Origin of the sequence: Paraburkholderia sp. SECH4, from assembly GCF_030511745.1 — a bacterium.
Classification (GTDB): Bacteria; Pseudomonadota; Gammaproteobacteria; order Burkholderiales; family Burkholderiaceae; genus Paraburkholderia; species Paraburkholderia madseniana.
In genome coordinates, this window is record NZ_JALOCP010000047.1 from 20,079 (window position 1) to 32,586 (window position 12,508).

10 protein-coding genes are annotated in these 12,508 nt (G+C 61.9%); 8 read left to right on the plus strand and 2 right to left on the minus strand.

What is annotated here, in order from left to right; genetic code table 11:
• Positions 1 to 92: 92 nt before the first annotated feature.
• From M0D67_RS36785 to M0D67_RS36810, 6 genes are all read left to right on the plus strand, one after another.
• On the plus strand, positions 93 to 794 hold the full coding sequence (locus M0D67_RS36785; RefSeq protein WP_154559405.1) for an amino acid ABC transporter permease: 702 nt from the start codon (positions 93 to 95) through the stop codon (positions 792 to 794).
• A 1-nt stretch (position 795) separates the two neighbouring features.
• On the plus strand, positions 796 to 1,545 hold the full coding sequence (locus M0D67_RS36790; protein WP_154559404.1) for an amino acid ABC transporter permease: 750 nt from the start codon (positions 796 to 798) through the stop codon (positions 1,543 to 1,545).
• Positions 1,546 to 1,572: 27 nt separating this feature from the next.
• Positions 1,573 to 2,301, plus strand: coding sequence for an amino acid ABC transporter ATP-binding protein (locus M0D67_RS36795; protein ID WP_266242065.1), 729 nt, complete (start codon positions 1,573 to 1,575; stop codon positions 2,299 to 2,301).
• Positions 2,302 to 2,410: 109 nt separating this feature from the next.
• Entirely contained in the window at positions 2,411 to 3,259 is an 849-nt protein-coding gene (locus M0D67_RS36800; RefSeq protein WP_266242066.1) for a transporter substrate-binding domain-containing protein, read from the plus strand.
• Positions 3,260 to 3,315: 56 nt separating this feature from the next.
• Positions 3,316 to 3,912: a gluconokinase gene (locus tag M0D67_RS36805; RefSeq protein WP_266242067.1), complete on the plus strand. Its 597-nt coding sequence runs from the start codon at positions 3,316 to 3,318 to the stop codon at positions 3,910 to 3,912.
• A 19-nt stretch (positions 3,913 to 3,931) separates the two neighbouring features.
• Complete coding sequence (locus M0D67_RS36810) at positions 3,932 to 4,687, plus strand: glucose 1-dehydrogenase (protein ID WP_266242124.1); 756 nt, start codon at positions 3,932 to 3,934, stop codon at positions 4,685 to 4,687.
• A 71-nt stretch (positions 4,688 to 4,758) separates the two neighbouring features.
• Here M0D67_RS36810 and M0D67_RS36815 read toward each other — a convergent pair whose 3' ends face one another.
• Entirely contained in the window at positions 4,759 to 5,304 is a 546-nt protein-coding gene (locus M0D67_RS36815; RefSeq protein ID WP_266242069.1) for an SRPBCC family protein, read from the minus strand.
• 118 nt (positions 5,305 to 5,422) lie between these two features.
• Positions 5,423 to 7,654 (minus strand): SulP family inorganic anion transporter, encoded by a 2,232-nt coding sequence (locus M0D67_RS36820; RefSeq protein ID WP_266242071.1) that lies wholly within the window; start codon positions 7,652 to 7,654, stop codon positions 5,423 to 5,425.
• A 224-nt stretch (positions 7,655 to 7,878) separates the two neighbouring features.
• Between M0D67_RS36820 and M0D67_RS36825 the strand changes: the two genes are divergently transcribed.
• Together M0D67_RS36825 and speB are read left to right on the plus strand one after the other, a co-directional pair.
• Positions 7,879 to 11,196 carry an adenylate/guanylate cyclase domain-containing protein gene (locus M0D67_RS36825; protein ID WP_266242073.1) on the plus strand — a complete coding sequence of 1,106 codons (3,318 nt, stop codon included), beginning with the start codon at positions 7,879 to 7,881 and terminating at the stop codon, positions 11,194 to 11,196.
• A gap of 279 nt (positions 11,197 to 11,475) precedes the next feature.
• Positions 11,476 to 12,453 (plus strand): agmatinase, encoded by a 978-nt coding sequence (speB, locus tag M0D67_RS36830; protein WP_266242075.1) that lies wholly within the window; start codon positions 11,476 to 11,478, stop codon positions 12,451 to 12,453.
• The last annotated feature ends 55 nt before the right edge of the window (positions 12,454 to 12,508 follow it).

The following is a 12,508-nucleotide window of genomic DNA, read 5'->3' on the forward strand; positions in this document are numbered from 1 at the left end:
AGTCAATGACGGCTTCCGGGGGATGACGATGCTGCCGCCGGTCGAGTCAGACCGGGATCATCGCTTCGATCCGAATCATTGGGACGTGCTACATGAAACTTCATTTTGACCTGGTGACAGTGCTGCGAGGCGACTATGGGGCGCTGTTTCTCCATGGGATCGAGCTTACCCTCGCGATGGCCGCGCTGGCGTGGATACTCTCACTGGTCGTGGGCATTCTTCTCACGCTGATCCGCCTGACCAACAATCGCCTCGCGACGGCGTTTGTCGCGTCATTCGTGGCCTACCATCGCAATGTGCCGATGCTGGTCCAGATCCTGTTCTGGTACTTCGGAATTTCGAACATCCTGCCGGAATCGTTGCAGACTCTGCTGAACCACTACAACGGCCAGTTCATTTTTGCGGTCGTGGCGATCGGCCTGTGCAGTGCAGCCTACCTCTCCGAAGACATCCGCAGCGGATTGCGTGCAATTCCCTACGGTCAGTATGAAGCTTCGCGTGCGCTGGGCCTGAACTTCCTGAACGGCATGCGTTTCGTCGTGCTTCCGCAAGCGCTGCGCAATGCAATTCCGCCGATGGTCAATCACGCGGTCCTGCTGTTCAAGAACACGAGTCTCGCGATGGCGATTGGCGCGGCGGAGCTGACCTATGTCACCCGGCAGATCGAGAACGAAACCTTCCTCTCTTTCGAGTCGTATTTCATCGCCACGGCGGTGTATCTCGGCCTCTCCCTCGTCATCATGCTGTGCGGCGCCAAAATCGCGATGCACTACCGCATTCCGGGAGTGAAGTGACATGTTCGATATCCTGCGCGACAACTGGACACTGCTGCTTATCGGACAGTATCCGCATGGCCCGTTAGGCGGCATCGTGCTGACGATATTGCTGTCGCTTTCAGCACTCGTCATCGCATTTCCCCTGGGTATCCTGGTCGCCCTGGCCCGCATCAGCCCTTTCCGGTTTCTGCGGGCGCCGGCCACAGGTCTCGTCTACATGGTGCGGGGCATCCCGCTCCTGATGGTGATCTTCTGGGTCTACTTTCTCGTGCCTGTTCTGACCGGCTATCCGGTCACCGGGTTTGTCACGATGCTGTGCGCGCTCGTCATCTATGACTCGGCCTATCTCGGGGAAATCATCCGCGCGGGCATCGAGGGGCTGCCGAAAGGGCAGACCGAAGCCTCGAGAGCACTCGGCATGAGCTACATGAAGACCATGCGCGCGGTCATCCTGCCGCAGGCGCTTTACAACGTGGTGCCGAGCATGGTCACGCAGTTCGTATCGACGATCAAGGAAACCTCGCTGGGTTACATCATCAACGTCCAGGAAATCTCCTTCGCGGCGGATCAGATCAACAACCGGCTGCTGACGAAACCCTTTCCCGTGTATCTGATTCTCGCCTTGAGTTATTTCGCGCTGTGTTATGCGCTCACACAGCTTGCGCAGTATCTGGAGCGGCGCGTGACGCGCAAGCGGGCCGGCGTCGCATCGAGGACCCAGAAGGCGGCCAACGTTGCGCTGACCGATCCGCTGCCCACCGAGAACTAGGCGCTCAATCACTTCGAGGTATTTCGCATGATCAAGTTTTCCAGCGTCAACAAATGGTACGGCGAATATCACGCTCTCGTGGACGTGAACGCCGAAGTTCGCAAAGGCGAAGTCGTGGTGGTCTGCGGACCATCCGGATCGGGTAAGTCGACTCTGATTCGCACCGTCAACCGGCTCGAGGAGATCAACCGTGGGCAGATCTTCTTCGACGGTCAAAACATTCACGACAAGAAGCTGGGTCTGAATGCTTACCGCAGCCGTGTCGGCTTCGTATTTCAGCAGTTCAACCTGTTTCCGCACTTGTCGGTGCTGGACAACATCACGCTCTCGCCGATGCGTGTGCACGGCCTCAAGCGCGCGGAAGCGGAACGTAAAGCGGCGGATTTGCTCGCGCGCGTCGGTCTGTCGAACAAGGCCGGTGCGTTTCCGCCGCAATTGTCCGGTGGTCAGCAGCAGCGTGTGGCGATTGCGAGAGCGCTGGCGATGGACCCGCCGGCAATGTTGTTCGACGAGCCCACCAGCGCGCTTGATCCGGAGATGGTCGGCGAAGTGTTGAACGTGATGAAGAGCCTCGCGCAGGAAGGCATGACGATGATGTGCGTCACGCATGAGATGGGTTTTGCACGCGAGGTTGCCGATCGCGTCTGGTTTATGGACGCAGGGAAGATTCTCGAAACGGCGGAGCCGGAGGAGTTCTTCTTGCGCCCGAAACACGAGCGGGCGCAGCGATTCCTGTCCGATCTTCGCTCGCATTGAGGCAAGCAAGGCGGGATTGCTTCCGCGGCACAAGTACAGATTCAGATTCGGTTTGACCACCGTTGATCAGCAGTCGATTGCTTTACACATACACTTCAGGAGCATCACGATGCAGGTAAAGAAGATTTTCGCGGGGATGTTGGTCGTTGGCGGCGCGGTTGCATCGATTGCCCCGGCACATGCTGATCAATTGGCCGATATCAAGGGCCGCGGCGAGTTGAGCTGCGGTGTGTATTCGAACGTCGAGCCCTTCTCGTATCCGAACGCGCAGACGCGCCAGCTCGAAGGCATGGACGTGGACCTGTGCAACGCGGTGGCGAAACAGTTGGGCGTGAAGGCGAAGCTCGAACCGTTGGCTGTCGAGGCGCGCATTCCGCAGTTGAAGCTGGGGCGTGTCGACATTGTGGTGGCCAACCTGGCCTACACCAAAACCCGCGCTACGCAGATTGCCTTTAGCGATTCGTACTACTCCACCAAGGAAGTCCTTGTCGTGAAGAAGGCCGATGCCGCCAAGAAACTGACCGATTTCGCGGGTCAGAAAATAAGCGCTGCCGACGGTTCCACGTCCGCGCAGTCGATTCCAATTTCGATCAAGGATGGCCAGGCGGTGACGTTTCACGATACCAGCTCGGCGTTTCTCGCACTTGAGCAGAACAAGGTCAAAGGCTTCGTGACCAATCAGATGACTGCCACGAAGATCGCGAAGCAGGTGGACGGCACGGACGGCGCGGTGGCGATTGCGTCGGAGCCGATGCTGATCGAGCCGATCGCGGTGGGCCTGCGCCAGAACGAGCCGGCCATGCTGAGCGCGGTCAACAAGGCCCTGGCTTCGATGGAGCAGAGCGGTGAGATGAGCGGTATCTTCGACAAGTGGCTCGGACCGAAGACGCCGTATGGCCTGACGCGAACCGACAAGGTCACGCCGATCGACAAGCTCAAGTTCACGCCGGTGTCCTGAGGCGGAAAGCGTGTGATGCAGCGGCGCGCTTTCATCCGCGTTCCGCTGCCAGTTGAATGGCCGGCGCGATTCATTGGATCGGGTGCCGTGACGACGTAGCTGGATTTTGCAACGTGACACATAAAATAGTGGTGATGGGCGTGTCGGGCTCGGGCAAGTCGACACTTGCACGCGAGTTGGCCGTGGCGCTGGAGGGCGTTTTCATCGAAGGAGACGAGCATCACTCGGCGGAAAGCCGTGACAAGATGTGCCGCGGAATCGCGTTGTGCGATAGTGACCGCGAGCCGTGGCTGGACCGCCTCGCCGAGCAGGTGGATGATATGCACAGGACGGCCGTGCTGTCCTGTTCCGCATTGAAACGTCGCTATCGGGAGCGCATGCGCGCGCGTGTCGCCGGGCTGAGATTCGTGTTTCTCGACATCACCTTGGCCGCAGCGGTTGCACGGGTTTCCAGGCGGCTGGATCATGAGTTTCCAGCGACATTGGTGGTGGATCAGTTCGCAACGCTCGAGTCGCCTGTCGGTGAAAACGGTGTGCTCCACCTTTCCGCTTCGCTGCACAGCGCGTGCGGTCTGAGAGAGGTCATGCAATGGCTGGGTACGCCGGACGGTGCTGGATGGAAGTCGGACGAATTAGCGTTGAAGAGGAGTTGAGTTGAACAACAATCTGAAGATGTTCGATCTGTCGGGGCGTCGTGCTCTGGTTACCGGGTCGAGTACGGGTATCGGTTATGCGCTGGCTAAAGGATTGGCAGGTGCCGGCGCTGAAGTGATTCTGAATGGTCGCAATGCGGCCAGGCTGGAGGAAGCTGTCAGCCGTTTGCGCGATGAAGGCGCGACCGTTCATGCCGCGAGTTTCGACGTGACGTCGGCCGCTGAGGTCGATGCGGCGATCGCCGATATCGAACGCGAAATCGGTTCGATCGACATTCTCGTCAATAACGCCGGGATGCAGCGCCGTGCGCCGCTCGAACAGTTTTCCCATGCCCAATGGGAAGAACTGATGAAGACCAATGTCGACAGCGTGTTCCTGGTCGGCCAGGCGGTCGCGCGGCACATGATCGCTCGCAAGCGCGGGAAGATCGTCAACATCTGTTCGGTGCAAAGCGAGCTGGGCCGTCCGAACATCGCGGCCTACACCGCAAGCAAAGGCGCGGTGAAGATGCTGACGAAGGGCATGGCAATCGACTGGGGGCAACATGGCATCCAGGTCAATGGCCTTGGGCCGGGCTACTTCAAGACGGAGCTGACCGAAGCACTCGTCAAGGATGAAACGTTCAGCAACTGGCTGATTGGACGCACGCCGTCGCGACGCTGGGGCGATGTGGAAGATCTCGTCGGCGCTGCGGTGTTTCTGGCGAGCGACGCTTCGAACTTCGTGAACGGTCATATCCTTTACGTGGATGGCGGCGTGACGGCCACGCTGTAGGGGCTGGTTCGTATCGGGCGATCGTGGCTTGTCGAAATACTGCAAGTTGAAGCGCGAGCCGAGCAAGATTGCTATTGCTGCGATGTCACTTCCAGAAGGTCCTTAAGTTGCAACACTGCCGTGTCGGATTCCGCTTGAATCCGCGCGCGCAGAACAAGCCAGTTGAGTATCGCGAACCACAACGACGGCGCGTGATAAGTGAACGTTCGCTCGAAGCGTGTTCCGCTCGCGGTCGATGTCAGTAAATACGTGACAGTGCCAGCCGATCTGCCTTCAATCTTTCCGTCTATTTTCCATTTGCCTGGAGGCTCGCGCGCAGTGACGGTCCACACCACGCTGCCGCGTCGGCCCGCCACACGGAACTCCTCCACGACCTGCTCGCCCAGATCGAGCGAATGGTCAACGGCGCCACTGACCGCGAGTGACGATGGATGCCAGGCTGGCCAGTGAGCGGGTGTCGTGACATAGTCGAACACGACTTTGGAGGGACGTTGAATCGACGCAACCGTAACGATGCGGGTGTCGAGCCCAACCTGCTGCGGTAACGGCAAAAAGAGCAACCCGATAACAACGAGTGCGGCCAATATTGCCGTTACGTACCGGGTACGTTTTTTCATGGCGACTTGTACTCCACATACTCAGGACGACGACACCGTACAGCAGCGTGCCTGATCAAGGGTAATCTGGTTGGGGAGTGTTCATCTCGCGTCAGTGCGTGACAATCGAACGAGCCTGTCAATGCGCCGCGCGCAATGCCTCGTCCGCAACAGCCAGCCGTGACGCCATGACCTTGACGACAAAACGATGAATTTGCTGCGCTGTCTCGGGATCGTCCTGCTCGAGCGCACGCAACGACTCGAGCGTCAAACGCCGGACACGCGCGGGGCCCTCTGCAAGCACATCCGCGCTGCGCACCTGCTGCGTGTACACCGCCATTTCGCCGACGATCGTACCTGGTCCGAACGAGCGCAACCTGAGGGATCTGCCGTCCGCAAGCCGCAGCAAGACGGTGACACGGCCGCGCTCGACGAAGTACATGGCGTCCCCCGGTTCGCCGTGACGGAACACCGGCTGCCCCGCGTCAAGCTCGCGCACATCCAGAAGGGCCAACAGCCTTTCAAGCGCGCGCGGCGTGAAATGCGGCGCGAGCATCGCGTGGAAATCCTCTTCGCCGCGCGGCAGCGCGCGTGGATCCGACGCGAGAAGCGTATCTTCGACCCATTCCAGCCCCGCATCCAGCGTAGCGAACTCGTGGATCCGGAGGTTCAGCGTGCCGGTCTTCAGGAGCAGGTCACGCGAGCGTGCCGGCAGCCCCGTCAACACCAGGTCAGCATCGAGCGTCGCACACAGTTGCCGGAGCTTGACGAAGCTGACCGATACCGACGCGTCCAGGCCGTTGGTCGAAGCGAAGTCGAGCACGACAAAGCGAACGGGTACCGGCCCGTGCCGGGTTAGCCGTTCGCGCACGCGCTGCAAGATCGAATTGGCGGTGCCGAAGAAGAGGAAGCCCTGCAGACACGTTCCGCACACCCGTGCACCTAGTTCGTGAAGCCGTCCGGTTGCCTCGATACTGCGCTCGACATTCGATGTGCGCGTACTGCCATCGAACTCCATGCGAATGCAACTGATACGGCCGTACAGCAGGGCGAACATCACACAGGCGGCGATGACGCCGGCCACCACCCCCGGGACGACGCCGTAGAACGCAATAGCGCCCAGAATAAGCGGTACAAGCAGATACTCATACCAGTTGAGCTGGCGATATGCGCCCACTAGCCATTGGATCAACAGGCGCAGTCCCATGAAGAGCTGCAGCCCGACCAGCACCGGCACCGGAAATAGCGCCACCAGGTCCGGCGAGACGGCCAGCACGAACAGACACGCGAGGGAGGCGAATACGCCCGCCATACGGCTTGTCGCACCCGCGCGTGCGTTGAGCATCGATCGGTTGTACGACTGATAACCGACCATCCCGCCTAACATCCCGCTCGCGATGTTAGCGATGCCGGCCGCTTTCATTTCGCGGTTCAGATCGATGTCTTCGCCCGTGGCCGCGCCAATCGCCGTCGAATTCATCAGGATCGTGATTGCCGAAATCGACGTGACCATGAGTGTCTCCGGCAAGTGCGCAGCGATGGCCGACCAGTCGACGCCTCCGTGCGCCAGCGACGCCGGCAGATGCAGCTCTGGAATCCTTATCGCGTGCAGCGCCACGCGCGGAAGCAATAATCCCGTGTTGCGGGCGTCGTCGATCGACAAGCCTGCAGCAAGCAGAAGCAGGTAAAACAGCGCGACGCCGAATGCAAGCGTGATCGGCAGCGCCGCAGCGTGTTTCCACGTGCGCGACAGGAGCGTGGCTAACGCGCACACCAGCACAGCGGGCGCCCACGTCAGCCAGTTCAGGTGTGTCACCAGCGCCAATGTGTGCCAGTTCAAGGGCTCGCCGGTCACGACCCGAAACGCGCCGGCTAGCAGGAGGTAGCCCGTACCGGCAAGGAAGCCGCCTACGACCGGATAAGGCAGGAATTGCAGGGAACGGCTGCGCTTCGACGAACCGACCGCATAGAGAATGACGCCTGTCACCACGGAACACAGCGCGATGGCGATCAGCACCGTCAGCAGAATTGTCTGCGGCGTACCGCCGTTAGCGCGCACGCTGCTCGCGACGCCGGCCGCCACACCGGCAAGAAACGCCGTCGCGTTGCCGTCGGGGCCGGCGATGTTCATGCGCATCGAACTCGTCAAAGCGATCACCAGCGCCGTCACTACGCAACTGATAAAGGCCGTGGGTACGCCAAGCACCGCGTAACGGGCGAGATCCGCGCTGAAGATCAGGGTGCCCAGGCTCATTGCGTAGCAGAGCATGACCAATGTCGACACCATGCCGGCCGACAGGTCCCCGACGAGGCCCGTGAAGCGTGGCCCGGAGTGGGCTACGGGCGAGGAACCTGTGGTAGCTGGCTTCACGGTGCTTCCCGGTGAGGGCGGATGGAATCTCGCCCGGTGGCCGTTTCCTTCACGCTGGACGTACACTGTATTTTAGGCGGGAAGGACTTGAACACGGAATACGTTGCGCCCGTCGCAGCGCGGCGCCAGGCGGTGCGCCGATTCGTATGATTGTTCGCGCGACGCGGCCCGGTTCGGGCATACGGTCGACGACCCGCGCGGGAACGAGCTGCGACGCAGCATACGTGTTCGTACACGCACCGGATTGGGCGGCGGCGATGGATATCGATCAGTGGCTGCATGCATTGGGGCTTGAACAATACGCACCCGCATTTGCCGGGAACGACATCGATCTCGCGATGCTGGCACAGCTCGACGACGCGGACCTGAAAGAACTCGGTGTCCTCTCGCTCGGCCACCGCAAGCGCCTGCTGGCGGCGATTGCCGATCAGCGCGGCGCTGCATTGTGCGCAGCGCCGCCCGCTGTGAACGCGCCGGCCAACGAGCGTCGGCAAGTCACCATTCTCTTCGCCGATCTGTGTGGTTTTACCGCACTGTCGCAGACGCTCGATCCTGAAGAGTTGCGCGAGTTGACAGGCCGTTACACCGCGCTCGTCGATGGGATCGTCCTCGGTTACGGCGGCACGATCGACAAGCACATTGGCGATGCCGTGATGGCAATCTTCGGTGCGCCGCGCGCGCACGATACCGATCCGCTACGCGCGGCGCGTGCCGCGCTGGAGATTCATGAGGCACTTAACGGACTGGGCGAGCAGGGCGCGCCTCCGCTGAGGGCGCATGTGGGCATCGCCAGCGGCGAGGTGGTCGCGGGGCCGCTCGATCGCGCGGATGTTCAGGACTACACGGTGCTCGGCGACTCCGTGAACCTCGCCGCCCGGCTGGTTGCCGCCGCCGGCCCCGGCGAAACGCTGCTCTCCGATAGCGTGCATCGCGCGCTGGGCGATGGCGTGATGAGCGACGCCGTCGGCGCAATGCGTTTCAAGGGGATCGACTCGCCGGTGCAGGTGTGGCGTCTGCGCGGTCTCGCCTTTGAACCCGTTATGGCAAGCCGCAGCGTGTTTGTCGGCCGCAAGGCTGAACTCGAGCAGTTCAAGGGCGTCGCCCGCACGTGCCTCGAGCAGCAAGCCGGCCACGTTGTTTATGTCCGCGGTGAGGCGGGCATCGGCAAGACGCGGCTCGTCGACGAAATGCGCCGTTTCGTCGAAACACTGGGCTTTGCCAGCCACCGCGGCCTCGTGCTGGATTTCGGCGTGGGCAAAGGCCAGGACCCCATTCTCACCATTGTCGGCAGTCTGCTGGGCCTGCCGCCCGCGGCCGGCTCCGACGAACGACGCGCGGCCGCCGAGCGGTTTGCCGCGTCCGGTGCCGTCGGCCCCGATCAGTTGATGTTCCTCCACGACCTCCTCGATCTTGCGCAGACCGGCGAATGGCGCACGCTGTACAACGCGATGGACAACACGGCCCGGACGCGCGGCAAGCGCACGGTTGCCGCGGCGATCGCGCAGGATGCCTGCCGGCACGGGCCCACCATGATTGTCGTGGAAGACCTTCATTGGGCGGACCCTCAGGTGCTCGGTTACCTGGCCGCCTTCGCCGTAGCGATCGCGAACGGCCCGGGCCTGCTTGTGATGACTTCGCGTGTGGACGGCGATCCGCTCGACGCGGCATGGCGGGCAGGTTGCCGCGGCACGCCCTTCGCCACGATCGACCTTGGCCCATTGCGCAGCGACGAGGCGCTGAACCTTGCCGGCAGCTTTATCGATGCGACCGAACGTATCGCGCGTGCCTGCATCGAGCGAGCCGGCGGCAATCCGCTGTTCCTCGAACAGCTCCTGCATAACGCCGAAGAAGGGAGTGAGGAGGCGGTCCCCGCGACGATCCAGAGCCTCGTGCTGGCGCGCATGGACCGGTTGACTGCGCGCGACCGCGAGGCCTTCCAGGCTGCCGCGGTCATCGGGCAGCGCTTTGGTCTCGCCTTGCTGCGGCGGCTGATCGATGCACCGGAGTACGTCTGTCACGGGCTTGTCGCCAACGCACTCGTCTTACCGGAGGGCGAAGATTTCCTGTTTGCCCATGCGCTCATCCAGGAGAGCGCCTACTCGACACTGCTGCGGGCACGCCGGCGCGAGTTGCATCGCCTTGCCGCAGACTGGTTTGCGGCGACGGACCCCGTACTGCGCGCCCAGCATCTCGATCGCGCCGAGGACGAGCGGGCACCGCGGGCCTACCTCGACGCCGCGCTCGCACAACGCGCAGCCTACTTTGCCGACGCGGCATTGCGGCTCGTCGAGCGAGGTCTGCAAATCGCGCAAACGGATAGGGATCGCCACGCGCTGATCTGTTTCAGGGGAGAACTCCAACGGGATCTCGGCGACATCGCCGCATCGATCGCGACGCACCGTGCGGCGGTGGCCGCCGCTCCGGACGAAGCGAGTCTCTGCCAGTCCCAGCTTGGGCTCGCCGAAGGTCTGCGGGTGAGCGAAGGCCTCGCCGAAGCCCTCGCGCTGCTCGACGCGGCCCAGCAAGTGGCGCAACGTCTGGATCAGGTGCCTGAACTTGCGCGCCTGCATCACCTGCGCGGCAACATCTTCTTTCCGCTTGGCAGGATCGACGATTGTTGCACCGAACATGAGCGCGGGCTCGCCTATGCACGGCGTCTCGGCGCGCCGGAAGCGGAGGCGTGTGCGCTTGGCGGCCTTGCGGATGCTGCCTACGCGCAAGGGCGCATGCGCACTGCTTTCGAGCACTTCAGCCGGTGCGTTGCGCTAAGCCGCGAACACGGCTTCGGCCGCATCGAGGTCGCGAATCGTTCGATGGTGGGCTTCAGCAGGATCTATCTCAACGAGGCACGTCCGGCGCATGAGGACGTCAGCGCCGCTGCACGCGCCGCTGCGCTGGTCGGGCAGCCACGTGCGCAGATGCTGTGCGAAACGCTGGGTGTCTTTGCCAGCTACGAATTGGGCGACATGCAGGCTACGCTCGCCCATATCGAGCGCGAGACGCTGATCATCCGTCAACTGGGTGCTCGCCGCTTCGAGGCACAAAATATGGAAATGCGGGCGCGTGTGCTGCTCGCGAACGGCCATCGGCGTGAGGCCACGGCATTGTTGCGTGAAGCGCTGGCGCTTTGCCGTGAGGTGGGCACGCAGTTCAGCGCACCCAAGGCGGTGGGCGCATTGAGCCGCGCCGTCGAGGACGACGGCGAGCGCGCGCGTCTGCTCGCCGAAGGTGCCGACATGTTGGACCGCGGCGCGGTTGGTCACAATCACCTGTGGTTCTATCGCGACGCCATCGAAGCGATGTTGTCCGCCGGCGACGCGGCTGGCGCACTGCGCTATGCCGCTGCCCTCGAAGACTATACGCGCGCCGAGCCGCTGCCGTGGGCGGAGCTGTTTGTGGCGCGCGGCCGTGCCCTCGCTCGCTCGCAGCAAGACCACGCTGGTGAAGAAATGCAGCGCGAACTCGAGCGTGTGCGTGCGGCCCTCGTGGAAGCCGGCTTCAACAGCTATCTGCCTGCGGTGGACGCTGCGCTCGCGCCATAGGCCGTGGGATTGGTTAGCGGATCGATAATCTTCAACATCTCGATGATCGAACCGGGCCACCCGTGCGTAATGATGTGGCGGAGTGCCTGCCGCGCTGTAACATTGCTTCGGAATCTTCCGAAGTGCATTTCTCATGTTTGGCATTTTCCCGTTGAATTTGTTTGCCTAGACTCCGTTCCAGATAAACCGCTGGCCCGTCATAACGGGCGTTGCTGCCGTGAAGACGGCAGTAGCGCGTGCGCCGCACCTAGCTGAATCCATAACAGGACGGAGATAAGCATGTCTGAAAACAGCTACGAAACAGGTCGGCTGAATTTGCCGTTTGTTGGAATCTGCACGTTCGCGAAGTCTCCGTTGTGTCTTGACTGGGACAAGATCGACGCGGATGTCGCGGTGATGGGCGCTCCCTTCGACTGCGGTACGCAATGGCGGGCAGGCGCCAGGTTCGGCCCGCGCTCGATTCGCGATGCGTCGACCCTGTTTTCGTTCGGTCATGGCGGCGCATACGATTTCGAAGACGACGTCGTCTATTTGCCCAGCAACGAAGTTCGGATCGTCGATATCGGCGACGCGGACATGGTGCACACCAACACGGAGAAGAGCCACGCAAATATCGAGTACGGCGTGCGCAAGATCCTGGCGGCGGGCGCGTTGCCGGTGGTGATGGGCGGCGATCATTCGATCAACATTCCCTGCATCAATGCGTTCGAAGGTCAGGAGCCGTTTCATATCGTCCATATCGACGCCCACCTCGATTTCGTCGACGAGCGTCACGGCGTGCGTCACGGCCATGGGAATCCGTTGCGTCGTGCAGCGGAGAAGAGCGTGGTGTCGGGCATGACGCAGATCGGCATCCGCAACGTGTCGTCCACCGCACGCGAAGGATACGCACAGGCGCGCGAGATGGGTTCGGACATCATCTCGGTGCGCGACCTGCGGCGCCTCGGCATCCAGGGCGTTCTGGACCGTATTCCCAAGGGCGTGCGTTATTACCTGACGATCGATATCGACGGTTTCGATCCGTCGATCGCGCCGGGCACGGGCACGCCGAGCCACGGTGGCCTGCTCTATTACGAAGGACTCGAATTGTTCGCAGGACTCGCCGAGCAGGGTGACGTGATCGGTATCGATCTCGTTGAAGTCGCGCCGGACTACGACCATTCCGGTTCGACTTCGATTCTGGCGGCGCAATTGCTGCTGAACACGATCGGCCGCGTGATGCATCAACGCAAGGTCAAGCAAAACCTCGCCTGCTAAACGGGATTCTCTTACGCCATGCGAACGCGATTGCCGGTCACGCTCATCGTGGACC

Excerpts from the sequence above, each read along its gene's own strand:
- M0D67_RS36785 (WP_154559405.1), top strand. The coding sequence starts at position 93 with ATGAAACTTCATTTTGACCTGGTGACAGTGCTGCGAGGCGACTATGGG.
- M0D67_RS36790 (WP_154559404.1), top strand. The coding sequence starts at position 796 with ATGTTCGATATCCTGCGCGACAACTGGACACTGCTGCTTATCGGACAG.
- M0D67_RS36795 (WP_266242065.1), top strand. The coding sequence starts at position 1,573 with ATGATCAAGTTTTCCAGCGTCAACAAATGGTACGGCGAATATCACGCT.
- M0D67_RS36800 (WP_266242066.1), top strand. The coding sequence starts at position 2,411 with ATGCAGGTAAAGAAGATTTTCGCGGGGATGTTGGTCGTTGGCGGCGCG.
- M0D67_RS36805 (WP_266242067.1), top strand. The coding sequence starts at position 3,316 with ATGGCCGGCGCGATTCATTGGATCGGGTGCCGTGACGACGTAGCTGGA.
- M0D67_RS36810 (WP_266242124.1), top strand. The coding sequence starts at position 3,932 with ATGTTCGATCTGTCGGGGCGTCGTGCTCTGGTTACCGGGTCGAGTACG.
- M0D67_RS36815 (WP_266242069.1), bottom strand. The coding sequence starts at position 5,304 with ATGAAAAAACGTACCCGGTACGTAACGGCAATATTGGCCGCACTCGTT.
- speB (WP_266242075.1), top strand. The coding sequence starts at position 11,476 with ATGTCTGAAAACAGCTACGAAACAGGTCGGCTGAATTTGCCGTTTGTT.